General features: G+C 74.6%; 17 protein-coding genes. 16 read left to right on the forward strand and 1 reads right to left on the reverse strand.

Translation table 11 applies throughout. The annotated features are described in order from the left end of the window. Positions 1-51: 51 nt before the first annotated feature. Complete coding sequence (locus ACFU74_RS08610) at positions 52-408, reverse strand: hypothetical protein (RefSeq protein WP_380753832.1); 357 nt, start codon at positions 406-408, stop codon at positions 52-54. Between the two features lie 219 nt (positions 409-627). Here ACFU74_RS08610 and ACFU74_RS08615 point away from each other — a divergent pair, with 219 nt between their 5' ends. The 16 genes from ACFU74_RS08615 to hypE all read left to right on the forward strand — a co-directional run bounded on the left by ACFU74_RS08615 (position 628) and on the right by hypE (position 15,489). Next, positions 628-822, forward strand: coding sequence for a hypothetical protein (locus tag ACFU74_RS08615; RefSeq protein ID WP_380753834.1), 195 nt, complete (start codon positions 628-630; stop codon positions 820-822). 104 nt (positions 823-926) lie between these two features. Next, entirely contained in the window at positions 927-2,606 is a 1,680-nt protein-coding gene (locus tag ACFU74_RS08620) for a hydrogenase maturation protein (protein WP_380753837.1), read from the forward strand. A gap of 132 nt (positions 2,607-2,738) precedes the next feature. Then, positions 2,739-3,794 (forward strand): hydrogenase expression protein HypE, encoded by a 1,056-nt coding sequence (locus ACFU74_RS08625; RefSeq protein ID WP_380753839.1) that lies wholly within the window; start codon positions 2,739-2,741, stop codon positions 3,792-3,794. Positions 3,795-3,872: 78 nt separating this feature from the next. Next, positions 3,873-5,657: a nickel-dependent hydrogenase large subunit gene (locus ACFU74_RS08630; RefSeq protein ID WP_380753842.1), complete on the forward strand. Its 1,785-nt coding sequence runs from the start codon at positions 3,873-3,875 to the stop codon at positions 5,655-5,657. Next, positions 5,654-6,145 (forward strand): thioredoxin, encoded by a 492-nt coding sequence (locus ACFU74_RS08635; protein WP_380753844.1) that lies wholly within the window; start codon positions 5,654-5,656, stop codon positions 6,143-6,145. Before ACFU74_RS08630 ends, ACFU74_RS08635 begins: the two co-directional genes overlap by 4 nt. Continuing rightward, the gene (locus ACFU74_RS08640) at positions 6,142-6,795 is read left to right on the forward strand and encodes a DUF5947 family protein (RefSeq protein ID WP_380753847.1); all 654 of its coding nucleotides are present in this window, start codon (positions 6,142-6,144) and stop codon (positions 6,793-6,795) included. The genes ACFU74_RS08635 and ACFU74_RS08640 overlap by 4 nt, the downstream gene beginning before the upstream one ends. Continuing rightward, positions 6,792-7,436: a DUF6084 family protein gene (locus ACFU74_RS08645; protein ID WP_380753849.1), complete on the forward strand. Its 645-nt coding sequence runs from the start codon at positions 6,792-6,794 to the stop codon at positions 7,434-7,436. Before ACFU74_RS08640 ends, ACFU74_RS08645 begins: the two co-directional genes overlap by 4 nt. Then, a complete protein-coding gene (locus ACFU74_RS08650) occupies positions 7,433-8,800 on the forward strand; it encodes a hypothetical protein (RefSeq protein ID WP_380753852.1) in 1,368 nt (455 codons plus the stop codon). The genes ACFU74_RS08645 and ACFU74_RS08650 overlap by 4 nt, the downstream gene beginning before the upstream one ends. After that, positions 8,797-9,303: a hydrogenase maturation protease gene (locus tag ACFU74_RS08655; protein ID WP_380753854.1), complete on the forward strand. Its 507-nt coding sequence runs from the start codon at positions 8,797-8,799 to the stop codon at positions 9,301-9,303. Before ACFU74_RS08650 ends, ACFU74_RS08655 begins: the two co-directional genes overlap by 4 nt. Then, positions 9,300-9,401 carry a DUF6893 family small protein gene (locus tag ACFU74_RS08660; RefSeq protein WP_380283557.1) on the forward strand — a complete coding sequence of 34 codons (102 nt, stop codon included), beginning with the start codon at positions 9,300-9,302 and terminating at the stop codon, positions 9,399-9,401. Before ACFU74_RS08655 ends, ACFU74_RS08660 begins: the two co-directional genes overlap by 4 nt. A 117-nt stretch (positions 9,402-9,518) precedes the next feature. Continuing rightward, positions 9,519-9,905, forward strand: a complete 387-nt coding sequence (gene hypA, locus ACFU74_RS08665; protein WP_380753857.1) for a hydrogenase maturation nickel metallochaperone HypA — start codon at positions 9,519-9,521, stop codon at positions 9,903-9,905. Between the two features lie 4 nt (positions 9,906-9,909). Continuing rightward, positions 9,910-10,680 carry a hydrogenase nickel incorporation protein HypB gene (gene hypB / locus ACFU74_RS08670; protein WP_380753859.1) on the forward strand — a complete coding sequence of 257 codons (771 nt, stop codon included), beginning with the start codon at positions 9,910-9,912 and terminating at the stop codon, positions 10,678-10,680. Further along, the gene (gene hypF / locus ACFU74_RS08675) at positions 10,677-12,962 is read left to right on the forward strand and encodes a carbamoyltransferase HypF (RefSeq protein ID WP_380753862.1); all 2,286 of its coding nucleotides are present in this window, start codon (positions 10,677-10,679) and stop codon (positions 12,960-12,962) included. The genes hypB and hypF overlap by 4 nt, the downstream gene beginning before the upstream one ends. A gap of 13 nt (positions 12,963-12,975) precedes the next feature. Beyond that, positions 12,976-13,266, forward strand: a complete 291-nt coding sequence (locus tag ACFU74_RS08680; protein ID WP_380753864.1) for a HypC/HybG/HupF family hydrogenase formation chaperone — start codon at positions 12,976-12,978, stop codon at positions 13,264-13,266. Next, a complete protein-coding gene (gene hypD, locus ACFU74_RS08685; protein ID WP_380753867.1) occupies positions 13,263-14,423 on the forward strand; it encodes a hydrogenase formation protein HypD in 1,161 nt (386 codons plus the stop codon). The genes ACFU74_RS08680 and hypD overlap by 4 nt, the downstream gene beginning before the upstream one ends. Positions 14,424-14,499: 76 nt before the next feature. Beyond that, positions 14,500-15,489 carry a hydrogenase expression/formation protein HypE gene (hypE, locus tag ACFU74_RS08690; protein WP_380753959.1) on the forward strand — a complete coding sequence of 330 codons (990 nt, stop codon included), beginning with the start codon at positions 14,500-14,502 and terminating at the stop codon, positions 15,487-15,489. The last annotated feature ends 17 nt before the right edge of the window (positions 15,490-15,506 follow it).

The following is a 15,506-nucleotide window of genomic DNA, read 5'->3' on the forward strand; positions in this document are numbered from 1 at the left end:
GGCACCACCCGGACGGGCCACGGCGGCCCCGGGGCTCGGCGCGGCGGATCGTCAGGCAGGGATCACCCGGTAGCTCAGGGCCGCCGCGGGGAGGTCGGACTGGGCCAGCGAGCCGGAGGCCCACGGGTGGACGCCGGTGCAGCCGGCCCCGGTGAAGAGCAGCACCGAGGCGGACCCGTTGACGATCTGGACGGAGCGGACGGGCTTCGCCAGGGTGTGGCAGGTGCCGAGGTCGCCGAGGTCGACCACGCTCACCGCCCCGGTGCCGTTGGCGCCCGCGTAGAGGTACCCGCCCTCCTGGAGCGGGGGCCACCCGGCCGCGGCGTCCGCCGTTCCGGCGCCGAGGCCGACCAGGGCCGCCGTCGCGGCCGCGGCCGCCGTGCGCAGTGCCGTCCGGAGGCTGATCATGGGCAACCACTCTTCCCTTCACACGGGTGACGCGGGGCCGCCGTGCTCACCGAGCGACCGGCCTCGCACCGGCCCGACCGGGCCGGTGGCAGCAGAGCCTGGCACGGGCGACCGGGCCGCAGGGAGTGCAGAACCGGTCAAACACCCGCCTCGTCACCGTCTTGACAGGTGATGAAACGGGGGCGCATCCTGAGTCCGTCCGCAGTCCGGAGGGTGGTCATGAGCAGCAATCGCACCGACGATCCCGCCGCCGGGGCGAGGCACGCCCGCTTCGGCAGGCTCCCCGAGCGCATCCGTTTCGAGGACATGACGGAGGAGAGGCCGACCGGACCGGGCGAGGGGCCGGGCGACACCTACGACCCCGAGGGCGCCTTCAGGTTCTACAACTGCCTGGCCGTCGACTTCGGTCCGTAGCCGGGCCGCCGCCCGGGTAAACCGGCGGAGCGGCGCGGCGCGGCCCGTGCGGCCCGGGGAGATGATCGCCGGGTTCACGGGTGCCCACACCGCCGGAGGCGCACATGCGGATCCTGCTCGTCGCGAGCGCGTTCAACAGCCTCACCCAGCGGGTCCACGCCGAACTGCGCGACCGGCGCCACCGGGTGGACGTCCACCTGGCCGGGGACGACGGGGCGCTGCGCACGGCGGTGCGGGACCACGCCCCGGAGCTGGTGATCGCACCGATGCTCACCACGGCGCTGCCGCGCGACGTCTGGTCGGCCGTCACCTGCCTGGTCGTGCACCCCGGCCCGCCGGGCGACCGGGGCCCGTCCGCCCTCGACTGGGCGCTCCACGAGGGCGCGACGCGGTGGGGCGTGACCGTGCTCCAGGCCGACGAGGTGATGGACGCCGGCCCCGTCTGGGCCTCGGCGTCCTGCCTGCTGCCGCCCGCGGCCAAGAGCGACCTCTACCGGGGCGAGGTCTCCGACGCCGCCCTCGACGCCGTGCTGCGGGCCGTGCGGCGGTTCGCCTCCGGCACCTTCACCCCCCGCCCGCAGAGCGGCCCCGACTGGCGGGCGGCCGACCACACCCGCCCCTACCTGCGCCAGGGGCTGCGGCGGATCGACTGGGAGCGCGACACCACCGACACCGTGGTGCGAAAGCTCCGGGCCGCCGACTCGCGGCCCGGCGTACTGGACGACCTGCTCGGCGGCGAGTGGTACCTGCACGGCGGCCACCCCGAGCGGACGCTGCGCGGACGCCCCGGCGAACCGCTGGCCACCAGGGCCGGGGCACTGTGCCGGGCGACCGCCGACGGCGCGGTGTGGATCCCGGAGCTGCGCCGGCGCCGCCCGCCCGGCGGGCCCGCCACCGTCAAGCTGCCGGCCGTCACGGCCCTCGGCGACTCGCTGCCCCGCCTGCCGGAGCTTCCGGCGCCGCTGATGCCGGCCGCGGACGACCCGGTCTGGTCGGACATCCGCTACGCCGAGGACGGACCGGTCGGCCTGCTGCGCTTCTCCTTCCCCGGCGGTGCGATGAGCACCGCCCACTGCCGCCGCCTGCTCGACGCCTACCGCTACGCGCTGACCCGCCCGACCACCGTGCTGGTGCTCGGCGGCGGCCGCGACTTCTTCTCCAACGGCATCCACCTCAACGTGATCGAGGCGGCCGACGACCCGGCGGCCGAGTCCTGGGCCAACATCAACGCCGTCGACGACCTGGCCGAGGCCGTCCTCACCACCACCGACCGCCTGGTGGTCGCCGCCCTCGGCGGCAACGCGGCGGCCGGCGGCGTGATGCTCGCGCTGGCCGCCGACGAGGTCTGGTGCCGCCGGGGCGTCGTGCTCAACCCGCACTACCGGCTGATGGGCCTGCACGGCTCCGAGTACTGGACGTACAGCCTGCCGCGCAAGGTGGGCGCGGAGCAGGCCCGCCGGCTCACCGAACGGGCGCTGCCGGTGAGCGCCGCGGCCGCCCTGCGGACCGGGCTGGTCGACCGGGTGCTGCCCTGCGGCCCGCAGCAGTTCGAGGCCGAGGCCGCCCGGCTGGCCCGGCTGACCGCCGCCTCGCCGACGGTCCACGGCCGGATCGCCGCCAAGAAGGCCGCCCGCGAGGCCGACGAGCGCATCCGGCCGCTCGCCGACCACCGGGCGGCGGAGCTGGCCGTGATGCACGCCCAGTTCTTCGACCCGCGCGCGCCCTACCACGCGCTGCGCGCCGCCTTCGTCCGGAAGACGCCCGCCCCCGCCGCCCCCGCGTGACCCGGACGGCCCACCGGGATCGCGGCTGTTCGGACGCTCCGGGCGGCTCCGTGGACCGGCGGGACGGGCCGGGGACTGTTATGACGGTTCTGAGCCATTTCGTCCGGCTCCCGGTTCCGAGGAGGCATCCTCATGGGTGCTGCAACAACGAACGCCACCGCCACCGACGTGGTGCACATTCTCTGGATCAACGCGGGCCTGAGCTGCGACGGCGACTCGGTCGCGCTGACCGCCGCCATGCAGCCGAGCATCGAGGAGATCGTCACCGGCGCCCTGCCCGGCCTGCCGAAGGTCGCCGTGCACTGGCCGCTGATCGACTTCGAGTGCGGCCCGGTCCAGGGCGCCGACAACTTCGTCGAGTGGTTCTTCAAGGCGGACCGCGGCGAACTCGACCCGTTCGTCCTGGTCGTCGAGGGGTCCATCCCCAACGAGCGGATCAAGGAGGAGGGCTACTGGTGCGGCTTCGGCGACGACCCCGCCACCGGCCAGCCGATCACCACCAGTGAATGGCTGGACCGCCTCGCCCCCAAGGCCACCGCGGTCGTCGCGATCGGCACCTGCGCCACCTACGGCGGCATCCACGCGATGGAGGGCAATCCGACCGGCGCCATGGGCGTGCCCGACCACCTCGGCTGGGACTGGAAGTCCAAGGCCGGCCTGCCGATCGTCTGCGTGCCGGGCTGCCCCATCCAGCCCGACAACTTCGCCGAGACCCTGACCTACCTGCTCTACCAGCTGGCCGGCTCCGCGCCGATGATCCCGCTGGACGACAAGCTGCGCCCGACCTGGCTGTTCGGCGCCACCGTGCACGAGGGCTGCGACCGCGGCGGCTACTACGAGCAGGGGCAGTTCGCCACCGACTACGGCACGCCGGAGTGCCTGGTGCGGCTCGGCTGCTGGGGCCCGGTCGTCAAGTGCAACGTCACCAAGCGCGGCTGGATCAACGGCATCGGCGGCTGCCCGAACGTCGGCGGCATCTGCATCGCCTGCACGATGCCCGGCTTCCCCGACAAGTTCATGCCGTTCATGGACCCGCCGCCCGGCTCGACGGTCTCCACCAAGGTCAGCCGGACGTACGGCTCGGTGGTCCGCCGGCTGCGCGCCATCACCCTCCGGACGCTCGACAAGGAACCCAGGTGGCGCCACCCCGGGCGCACCCTGACCACCGGCTACCGCCCGCCGCGGTGACCGGACGGGCCGCCGCGCCCCGGGCGCGGCGGCCCCGCCGCCTCCCCTCCCCGCCTCCAGAAGGGCACGACAGACACGATGACGACGACGAGCAGGGCGGCCGGGGACGGCAACGGCCTGGTGGAGATGTCCTGGGACCCGATCACCCGGATCGTGGGCAGCCTGGGCATCCACACGAAGATCGACTTCAAGCAGAAGAAGGTCGCGGAGTGCTACAGCACCTCCTCGGTCTTCCGCGGCTACAGCGTCTTCATGCGGGGCAAGGACCCCCGCGACGCCCACTTCATCACCAGCCGGATCTGCGGCATCTGCGGCGACAACCACGCCACCTGTTCGGTCTACGCGCAGAACATGGCCTACGGGGTGAAGCCCCCGCACCTCGGCGAGTGGATCATCAACCTCGGCGAGGCCGCCGAGTACATGTTCGACCACAACATCTTCCAGGAGAACCTGGTCGGGGTCGACTACTGCGAGAAGATGGTCCGCGAGACCAACCCCGGCGTGCTGGACCTCGCCGAGCGCACCGAGGCGCCGCACGCCGGCGACCACGGCTACCGCACCATCGCCGACATCATGCGCTCGCTCAACCCCATCGAGGGGGAGTTCTACCGCGAGGCGCTCCAGGTCAGCCGCTACACCCGGGAGATGTTCTGCCTGATGGAGGGCCGCCATGTGCACCCCTCCACGCTGTACCCCGGCGGGGTCGGCACGGTGGCCACCGTCCAACTGTTCACCGACTACCTCACCCGGCTGATGCGCTACGTGGAGTTCATGAAGAAGGTCGTACCGCTCCACGACGACCTCTTCGACTTCTTCTACCAGGCCCTGCCCGGCTACGAGGAGGTCGGCCGCCGCCGCGTCCTGCTCGGCTGCTGGGGCAGCCTCAACGACCCCGACCACTGCGACTTCACCTACCGCAACATGACCGACTGGGGCCGGCGGATGTTCGTCACCCCCGGCGTCGTCGTCGACGGCAAGCTGGTCACCAACGACCTCACCCGGATCAACCTCGGCATCCGCATCCTGCTCGGCAGCTCCTACTACCAGGACTGGGAGGGCCAGGAGCAGTTCGTCACCCACGACCCGCTCGGCAACCCCGTCGACCCCCGCCACCCCTGGAACCAGCACACCATCCCCGCCCCGCAGAAGCGCGACTTCGACGACAAGTACAGCTGGGTGATGTCCCCGCGCTGGTTCGACGGCACCGACCACCTCGCCCTCGACACCGGCGGCGGCCCGATCGCCCGCCTGTGGTCCACCGCCCTGTCCGGGCTGGTCGACATCGGCTACGTCAAGGCCACCGGCCACAGCGTGCTGATCAACCTGCCGCGCTCGATGACGAGGCCGGAGACCACCTTCGAGTGGAAGATCCCGCAGTGGAGCAACGCCCTCGAACGCAACCGCGCCCGCACCTACTTCCAGGCCTACGCGGCCGCCTGCGCCCTGCACTTCGCCGAGAAGGCGCTGGACGAGGTCCGGGCCGGGCGCAGCCGGACCTGGGAGCGCTTCGAGGTGCCGGACGAGTCCATCGGCTGCGGCTTCACCGAGGCCGTGCGCGGCGTCCTGTCGCACCACATGGTGATCCGGGACGGAAAGATCGCCAACTACCACCCGTACCCGCCCACCCCGTGGAACGCCAGCGTGCGCGACAGCCTCGGCACCCCCGGGCCCTACGAGGACGCCGTCCAGAACACCCCGATCTTCGAGGAGAACCCGCCGGACGAGTTCAAGGGCATCGACATCATGCGCGCCGTCCGCAGCTTCGACCCCTGCCTGCCCTGCGGCGTGCACATGTACGTCGGCGGCGGACGCACCGTGCAGAAGATGCACGTGCCCACCGGCCTGAGCGGGCTCACCGCATGACGGCGGAACAGACCGGACTGCGGATCCAGGAGGCCCTCGACCGGCTCGACGGGATCGACGGGCCCGGCGGTGCCGGCGCCGCCCAGCAGGCCGGCGAGCAACTGGTGCGCGACCTCATGGACTTCTACCACGAGGGCCTCACCCGGATCGTCACGGCGCTGCCCGGCCCCGCCCTCACCGCGCTGCTGGACGACCCGGCCGTGGCCGCCCTGCTCGTCCTGCACGAACTGCACCCCGAGGACACCGCCGCCCGGATCCACCGGGCGCTCGCCGCACTGCCCGAACCGGTCGAGCTGACCGGCTTCGACCCCGCCACCGGCACCGCCAGGCTGCGCCGCACCCGCGCCGGCTGCGGCTGCTCCGAGGAGGACATCGAGGCCGCCGTCGCCTGCCACGCGCCCGAGGTGACGGCCGCGGTGTTCGAACGCGCGCCGCAGCTGCTCCAGATCGCCACCCGCCCGGACACCCCGGCGGAGGCCGCCCGGTGAACACCCGCCAACCCGCCCGGCCCGGCACCGCCCTGCTGCACCGGCTGCGCGAGCCCGCACCCCCGCAGCCCGAGCGCTGCGCCTTCTGCGGCCAGGGCGTCCCCCCGTCGCACCGGCACCTGGTCGACACCGAGGAACAGACCCTCACCTGCGTCTGCACCGCCTGCGGCCTGCTGTTCCGGCAGCCCGCCGCGGCCGGCGGCCGCTACCGCCACGTCCCCGACCGCCACCTCACCGACCCCGACCCGGAACACCGGATCGACGAACAGGCCTGGAGCGCCCTCGGCATCCCGGTCGGCACCGCCTTCCTGTTCCGCAACGCCCGGCAGGACCGCCTCGTGCTGCTCTACCCCGGCCCCGGCGGCGCCACCGAGAGCGAACCCGACGAGGCCGCCTGGCACACCGCCCTCGGCACCAGCCGGCTCGCCGCCGCCCTGGAACCCGACGTCGAGGCGCTGCTGCTGCGCCGCACCGGCACCGGCGTTCACTGCCTGCTGGTGCCGATCGACGCCTGCTACGAACTGGTCGGCCGGCTGCGGCGCTGCTGGAAGGGGTTCGACGGCGGGGCCGAGGCCAGGGCCGAGGTCGACGCCTTCTTCGCCAGGCTCGCCGAACGGGCCCGCCCGCTGCGAGAGGACGCCCCCCGGTGACCCCGCTCGCCTTCTCCTGCACCGCCGTCCGGGCCGCCGAACACGCCGCCGGCCCCACCCTGCTCTTCCGGCTGCGGATCACCGCCCCGCCCGGCACCCGGGTGCACGCCCTGGCGCTCCGCTGCCAGCTGCGCATCGAGCCCGCCCGGCGCGGCTACGACGCGGCGGAGGCCGGGCGGCTCACCGACCTGTTCGGCGAACGCGCCCGCTGGGCCACCACCCTCAACCCGGTCGAGTTCGCCCAGGTGCCGCTGATGGTCCCCGGCTTCACCGGCGAGACCGAGCTGGACCTGCCCGTCCCCTGCACCTACGACCAGGACGTCGCCGCCCCCCGCTACCTCAGGGCGCTGGAGGACGGCGACGTGCCGTTGCTGCTGCTGTTCTCCGGCACCGCCTTCGCCGGCCCCGGCGGCTTCCAGGTCTCCCCGGTGCCCTGGGACCGGGAGGCCGCGGTGCGGATGCCCGTCCGGGTCTGGCGGGAGGCGATCGACCGGCACTTCCCCGGCTGCGGCTGGCTGCGGCTGCCCGAGGAACTGATGGACGCGCTGCTCGCCTACCGCTCGCGCCGCGCCCTGCCCTCCTGGGAGGCGACCGTGCGCCAACTGCTGGCCGGCGCCCCGGTCGAGGAGACGGCCCGGTGAGCGCCTCCGCCCTCCCCGCCGCGACCGGGACCGCCTTCGCCCACGCCCGGCAGATCGCCGACGCCGTCCTGTTCGAGGGCTACGTCCTCTACCCCTACCGGGCGTCCGCCGCCAAGAACCGGCTGCGCTGGCAGTTCGGCGTGCTCGTCCCGCCCGGCTACGGCGCCGACAGCGGCGAGCACTTCCACCAGCGCACCGAATGCCTGATGGAGCCGCGCCCCGGCGACCGGCTGGCCGTCGAACTGCGCTTCCTGAGGGCACGGCGGCGCACCGTCGAACGGGCCCTGCCCGGCGGCGGCTACGAGGAGACCGACGCACTCGAACTCGCCGACCGGGTCCTGGTGCCGTGGGACGAAGGCGTCGAGGAGAGAATCGAACTCGTCGTCCCTGTCGACGAGTTGGGCGACGAGCTGGTCCGGCCCTTCCACCTCCCGGCCGGCCGGTGGACCGAACCGCTGCGCGCCGACGGCGCCGTCGTCGGCCGGCTGCTGCGCCGCTGGGAGCGGACCGACGGCCTGCTGCGGCTGAGCACCCGGGAGGTCCCCGGCCCGTACGGGGTGCGGCTGCTGACCGCCGTGGTGGAGAACACCACCGACTGGGCGCCGCGGCCGGACGACGGACGGGAGACGGCGCTGGCCCGCTCGCTGGTCTCGGCACACCTGCTGCTCGGCCTCGAACGCGGCACCTTCCTGTCGCCGACCGACCCGCCCGAGTGGGCCAGGGACGCCGCCGCGGAGTGCCGCAACGAGCACACCTGGCCGGTGCTGGCCGGCCCGCCCGGCCCCGACCGGGTGGTGCTCTCCTCGCCGATCATCCTGGAGGACCACCCGGCCGTCGCCCCCGAGAGCCCCGGCACGCTCTACGACGCCACCGAGATCGACGAGATCCTCGCCCTGCGCACCGCCGCCCTGACGGACCGCGAGAAGCGGGAGGCCCGGGGCACCGACGAGCGGGCCGGCGCGGTGATCGACCTCGCCGACTCGCTGCCCCCGGAGGTGCTGGAACGGCTGCACGGCGCCGTCCGGGGCCTGCGCGAGATCACCGGCAACGCGCCCGGGCAGCCCTGGTGGGACCCGGGCGACGACCCCGGGGTGGACCCCGAGCGGGACCGCGTCCTGGTCGACGGCCGCGAGGTCGGCGCCGGCAGCCGGGTCCTGCTGCGGCCCGGACGGCGGCGCACCGACGCCCAGGACCTCTTCCTGGCCGGCCGCACCGCCGTGGTGGAGGCCGTGCTGCACGACGTCGACGGCTCGGTGCACCTGGCGGTGACCCTGGAGGACGACCCGGGCGCGGACCTGTGGCGAGCCCAGGGCCGCTTCCGCTACTTCCAGCCGGACGAGATCACCCCGCTGGAGGGGCCGTGACACCGGGAAAGGTGCTGGTCGCCGGGGTGGGCAACATCTTCCTCGGCGACGACGGCTTCGGGGTGGAGACCGTGCGCAGGCTGCGGGAGCACCCGCTGCCGCCCGACGTCGAACTGCTCGACGTCGGCGTGCGCGGCGTCCACCTGGCGTACCGGCTCCTCGACGGCTACCGGACGCTGGTGCTGGTGGACGCCACCTCGCGCGGCGGCGAGCCGGGCACCGTCTACCTGATCGAGGCGGACGCCGGGCCGCTGGAGGCGCCGGTGCTGGACGGGCACCGGATGGGCCCGGACGCCGTGCTCGCGCTGCTCGGCACGCTGGCCGCCGGCACCGGCGGCTCACCGCCGGACCGGGTCCTCGTGGTGGGGTGCGAACCGGAGTCGCTGGAGGAGGGGATCGGACTGAGCGCGCCGGTGGCCGCCGCCGTCGAGGAAGCGGTCCGGCTGGTCCTGCGGACCGTCGGCGCGCACGCCCAAGCCAAGAGAGAGGTCTCACCGTCATGAGGAAGCTGCTGTGCGCGGCCGTGCTCGCCGCCGTCGTCGCCCTGGTCGTGCAGAACCTGGACGACCTGAAGCGCTATCTGCGCATCCGCCGGATGTGAACGGGGCGTTGGTGCGTCCGGCGTAGTCCCGGGGGCGGCGGCGGCGCGGCTTCGGGCCGCTGCCGCCGCCGCGGCCTGTAATGGGGCCCGTTGCCTCCCAGCCGGGAACGGGGCCCCATGCACGAGATGTCGATCGCGACGGCCGTCGTCGAGCAGGTGGACGCCGCGGCGCGCGAGCACGGGGCGGAGGCGGTCGCGCGGGTCCGGCTGCAAGTGGGCGAGCTGGCCGGGGTGGTGCCCGAGGCCCTCGACTTCTGCTTCGAACTGGCCTGCGCCGGAACGCTGGTGGCGGGCGCCGTGCTGGAGACCGAGGCAGTGCCGGCGCGGGCCAGGTGCCTGCCGTGCGCGGCCGAGTGGGCCGTCGGTATGCCGCCCGACCTCGGCTGCCCGCACTGCACCGGCGGCCGGGTCGAGCTGCTGGCGGGCCGCGAACTGCAGATCCTCGGCGTCGAGTGGGCCGGACGCCCGCCGGGCGCCGCGGCCGGTGCCGGACAGGAAGGCTGAACCCATGTGTCGCTCGGTGGAACTCCGGCAGGCGGTCCTCGCCCGGAACGACGACGGGGCCCGCGAACTGCGCGCCCGGCTGCTCGCCCGGGGCACCGTCGCGGTGAACCTGCTCTCCAGCCCCGGCAGCGGCAAGACGGCTCTGCTGGAGGCCGAACTCGGGCTGGCCAGGGAGCGCGGGATCGCCGTCGCCGCGCTCACCGCCGACCTCGCGACCGAGAACGACGCGGTGCGCCTGGCCCGTTCGGGCGTACCGGTGAAGCAGGTGCTCACCGACGGGCTCTGCCACCTGGAGACCGCCATGCTCAGCGGGCAACTGGCGGGCTGGCTCCCGGAGGGGACCAGGCTGCTGTTCGTGGAGAACGTCGGCAACCTGGTCTGCCCGGCCTCCTACGACCTCGGCGAGTCGCTGCGGGTGGTGCTCGCCTCGGTCACCGAGGGGGAGGACAAGCCGCTGAAGTACCCGACGGCGTTCGGGCTCGCCAACCTGGTGCTGGTGACCAAGGCCGACCTGGCGGCGGCGGTGGAGTTTGACGAGGCCGCCTTCCTGGCGAGCGTCGAGCGGGTGAACCCGGGCGTGGAGGTGGTGTTCACCTCGGCCAGGACCGGGCAGGGCGCGGGGGAGCTGCTGACCCGGGCCCTCGCGGTGCTGGACGGCGCGGACGTCCACCGGCCGGTGATGGCGGGCGCGCCGCAGCACGGCCACGGCCACGGGCACACTCACGGGCACGGGCACGGGCACTCGCACGCGGGTGCGGCGGCGGAGCGGGCGTGACGGTACGGCGCCGGGTGGCCGTCAGCGGCGTCGTCCAGGGCGTCGGCTTCCGGCCCTTCGTCCACGCGCTCGCCACCGAACTGGGACTCGCCGGAACCGTCACCAACACCGGCGAAGGCGTGCTGGCCGAGGTCGAGGGCGGGCGGGAGGCCGTCGAGGCGTTCTGCCGCCGGATCGCCGGCGACGCACCGCCGCTCGCCCTGGTCGCCGCCGTGGAGCACCTGCCGCTGCCCGCGACCGGCGAGCAGGGCTTCGCCATCACGCCCTCCCGGGACGGCGGACCGCACCGCACGCTGGTGCCGCCGGACACCGCCACCTGCGCCGACTGCCTCGCCGAACTCGCCGACCCGGCCGACCGCCGCCACCGGCACCCGTTCATCAGCTGCACCAACTGCGGACCGCGCCACACCATCGTCACCGGGCTGCCCTACGACCGCGCCAACACCACCATGGCCGGCTTCCCGCTCTGCCCGGACTGCACCCGGGAGTACACCGACCCCGCCGACCGGCGCTTCCACTCCCAGCCGCTCTGCTGCCACTCCTGCGGCCCCCGGCTCGCCCTCACCGTCCCCGGCCGGCCCGTCGTCGAGCGCGAGGCCGCCCTCGACGGCGCCCGCCGGCTGCTGCGCGAGGGCGCCGTCCTCGCCGTCAAGGGCATCGGCGGCTACCACCTGGCCTGCGACGCGCGGAACCCGCAGAGCGTCACCCGGCTGCGCGAGCGCAAGCGGCGCGGCGCCAAACCCTTCGCCCTGATGGCCCGGGACCTCGGGGAACTCGCCGCACTGGCCCGGACCGGCCCGGTCGAGGAGGAACTGCTCACCGGCCCGGCCCGGCCGATCGTGCTGCTGCGCCGCTCGGGCCCGGGCCCGGAGGCGGTGGCGCCCGGCAGCCCCGACCTCGGGGTGATGCTGCCCTACACCCCGCTGCACCACCTGCTGCTCGCGCCGCCCGGGCCCGCCCTCCTGGTGATGACCAGCGCCAACCTGTCCGGCGAGCCCATCGTGACGGACGACCGGGAGGCCCTCACCCGGCTCGCCCCGCTGGTCGACGGCTGGCTGACGCACGACCGGGCGATCCACGTCCCGTGCGAGGACTCGGTGGTCCGGGTCGTCGACGGCGAGCGGCTGCCGCTGCGCCGCTCGCGCGGCTACGCCCCGCTGCCGCTGCCGCTCCCCGTGCCGGTGCGGCCCGCGCTGGCCGCCGGCGGGGACCTCAAGAACGCCTTCGCGCTGGCGGCCGGGGGCTACGCCTGGCTGTCCGGCCACATCGGGGACATGGACGACCTCGCCACCCTGGGCGCCTTCGACCGCGCGGTGGCCCAGTTGGGGGCCGTCACCGGGGTCCGGCCGGAGGTGCTGGCGGTGGACCGCCACCCCGGCTACCGCTCGGCCCGGCACGCCCGGCGCACCGTCCCGGCGGCCGAGACGCGGACGGTGCAGCACCACCACGCGCACATCGCCTCGACGATGGCGGAGCACGGCCTCGACGGCCGCCGGCCCGTCATCGGCGTCGCCTTCGACGGCACCGGCTACGGCGACGACGGCGCGGTCTGGGGCGGCGAGGTGCTGCTCGCCGACTACGACGGCTTCCGCCGGTTCGGCCACCTGGCCTACGTGCCGCTGCCGGGCGGCGACGCGGCGGTGCGGCGCCCGTACCGGATGGCACTCGCCCACCTGTGGGCGGCGGGCCTGCCGTGGAGTGCCGCCCTGCCCGCCGTCCGGGCCTGTCCTGGCGATGAACTCGGCATTCTGGAGCGGCAGTTGGAGCGCTCGCTGAACTGCGTGCCGACCTCCAGCATGGGGCGGCTGTTCGACGCCGTCTCTGCGCTGGCCGGGGTCTGCAAACTGGCCGGGTACGAGGCCCAGGCGGCGGTCGAACTGGAGGCGGCGGCGCTGGAGCACGGGCCGGCCGAGGGGTACGCCTTCGCGCTCCGCCGCGAGGGCGGCGTCCTGGTCGGCGATCCCGGGCCGGTGCTGGCGGCGGCGGTCGGGGACCTCGCCGCCGGGGCGTCGGCCGGACTGGTCGCCGCCCGCTTCCACGACGCGGTGGCCGGCCTGGTCCGTGCGCTGTGCCGGGCCGCCCGCGCGGAGTGCGGCCTGGAGACGGTCGCGCTGACCGGCGGGGTCTTCGCCAACGCGCTGCTCTCCGCCGACTGCGGGCGCGGCCTGCGGGCCGACGGCTTCACCGTGCTGCGGCACCGCCGGGTGCCGCCCAACGACGGCGGACTGGCGCTCGGCCAGCTGATGGTGGCCGCCCGGGCCGGCGACCCGGGCGCCGGTTGAGAGGAGAGGGCCCATGTGCCTGGCGGTGCCCGGCAGGGTGATGGAGATCGAGGAGCGGGACGGCACCCGGATGGCGGTCGTCGACTTCGGCGGCGTCGTCAAGGACGTCTGCCTGGAGTACCTCCCCGATCTGGCGGTGGGTGAGTACGCCATCGTGCACGTGGGGTTCGCGTTGCAGCGGCTGGACGAGGAGTCGGCCCGGCGGACCCTCGACCTCTTCGCGGAACTCGGCCTGTTGCAGGAGGAGTTCGGCGACCCGTGGGAGGCAGTGGCCGGGCAGGCCGGAACGGAGGAGCGGAGTTGAGGTACCTGGAGGAGTTCCAGAACCCGGAGTTGGCGGGCGGGCTGCTCGCGGACATCCGGGCGACGGTGACCAGGCCGTGGGCGCTGATGGAGGTGTGCGGCGGTCAGACGCACAGCATCATCCGGCACGGGATCGACCAACTGCTGCCCGAGGAAGTCGAGTTGATCCATGGGCCGGGCTGCCCGGTGTGCGTGACCCCGCTGGAGGTGATCGACCGGGCACTGGCCATCGCCGCCCGGCCCGGGGTGGTCTTCTGCTCCTTCGGCGACATGCTGCGGGTGCCGGGCACCGACCGCGACCTGTTCCGGGTGCGCGGCGAGGGCGGCGACGTACGGGTGGTCTACTCGCCGCTGGACGCGCTGCGGATCGCCAAGGAGAACCCGGACCGCGAGGTGGTGTTCTTCGGCATCGGCTTCGAGACCACCGCCCCGCCGAACGCGATGGCCGTCCACCAGGCGAGGAAGCAGGGCGTGCGCAACTTCAGCATGCTGGTCTCGCACGTGCGGGTGCCCCCGGCCGTGGAGGCGATCATGAACGCGCCGGACTGCCGGGTGCAGGCCTTCCTCGCCGCCGGGCACGTGTGCAGCGTGATGGGCGTCGAGGAGTACCCGGACCTGGCCGAGCGCCACCGGGTGCCGATCGTGGTCACCGGCTTCGAGCCGCTGGACATCCTGGAGGGGATCCGGCGCACCGTACGGCAGTTGGAGCGCGGCGAGCACACCGTCGACAACGCCTACCCGAGGGCCGTCCGCCCCGAGGGCAACCCGGCGGCGCGGGCGATGCTGGCGGACGTCTTCGAGGTGACCGACCGGGCCTGGCGGGGCATCGGCGTCATCCCGCGGAGCGGCTGGCGGCTCTCGCCGCGCTACCGCGACCACGACGCCGAGTACCGCTTCGACGTCTCCGGCATCACCACCCGGGAGCCGGCCCAGTGCCGCAGCGGCGAGGTGCTGCAGGGCCTGCTCAAGCCCGACCAGTGCGGGGCCTTCGGCACCGTCTGCACCCCGCGCACCCCGCTCGGCGCGACCATGGTGTCCAGCGAGGGGGCCTGTGCCGCGTACTACCTCTACCGGCGGCTGGGCGTGCCGGGCGGGTCCGGTGCGCCGGGCGTGCCGGGTGTGCCGGACGCCTCCCGGGAGGCGAGCCCCGTTGGCTGACACCGGGACCCTGACCGGGCCGGACCTCTCCGGCTGGAGCTGCCCGCTGCCGCTGCGCGACCACCCCCGGGTGGTGATGGGGCACGGTGGCGGCGGGGCGCTGTCCGCCGAACTGGTCGCGGGACTCTTCGCCCCGGCCTTCGGCGGCCGGACGCTGGCCGGCCTCGCGGACTCCGCCGTGCTCGAACTCGGCGGCGCCAGGCTGGCGTTCTCCACCGACTCCTTCGTGGTGCGGCCGCTGTTCTTCCCCGGCGGCAGCATCGGTGACCTCGCCGTCAACGGGACGGTCAACGACCTCGCGATGAGCGGGGCGCGGCCCGCCTACCTGTCCTGCGGCTTCATCCTGGAGGAGGGGGTGGAGCTGGCGGTGGTGGACCGGGTGGCCCGGGCCCTCGGCGCCGCCGCCCGGGCGGCCGGGGTGGAGGTGGTCACCGGGGACACCAAGGTGGTGGAGGCCGGCCGCGGCGACGGCGTCTACCTGAACACCGCCGGCATCGGGCTGGTCCCGGCGGGCGTGGACATCAGGCCGCAGCGGGCCGTGCCGGGCGACGTGGTGATCGTCAGCGGGGACGTCGGCGTGCACGGCGTCGCCGTCATGAGCGTGCGCGAGGGCCTGGAGTTCGGGGTCGCGATCGAGAGCGACTGCGCCGCGCTCGGCGGTCTGGTCGAGGCGATGCTCGCGGTCACCCCCGATCTGCACGTGCTGCGCGACCCCACCCGGGGCGGGCTGGGCGCGGCGCTCAACGAGATCGCGGCGGCGGCCGGGGTGGGCGTGGTGGTGCGCGAGCGGTCGGTGCCGGTGCCGCCCGAAGTGGCCAACGCCTGCGCCGTGCTGGGCCTCGACCCGATGTACGTCGCCAACGAGGGCAAGCTGGTCGCCTTCGTGCCGCGCGCGGAGGCGGACGCGGTGCTCGCCGCGATGCGGGCGCACCCGCTGGGCGCGGGCGCGGCGGTGATCGGCGAATGCGTGGCCGACCACCCCGGCGCGGTCGTCGCCCGGACGGCGTTCGGCGGCACCCGGGTGGTGGACCTGCCGATGGGGGAGCAGCTGCCGAGGATCTGTTAGCCCCCGCCGCGTGCAGG

The sequence above is a fragment of the Kitasatospora sp. NPDC057500 genome, from assembly GCF_042802195.1.
Classification (GTDB): Bacteria; Actinomycetota; Actinomycetes; order Streptomycetales; family Streptomycetaceae; genus Kitasatospora.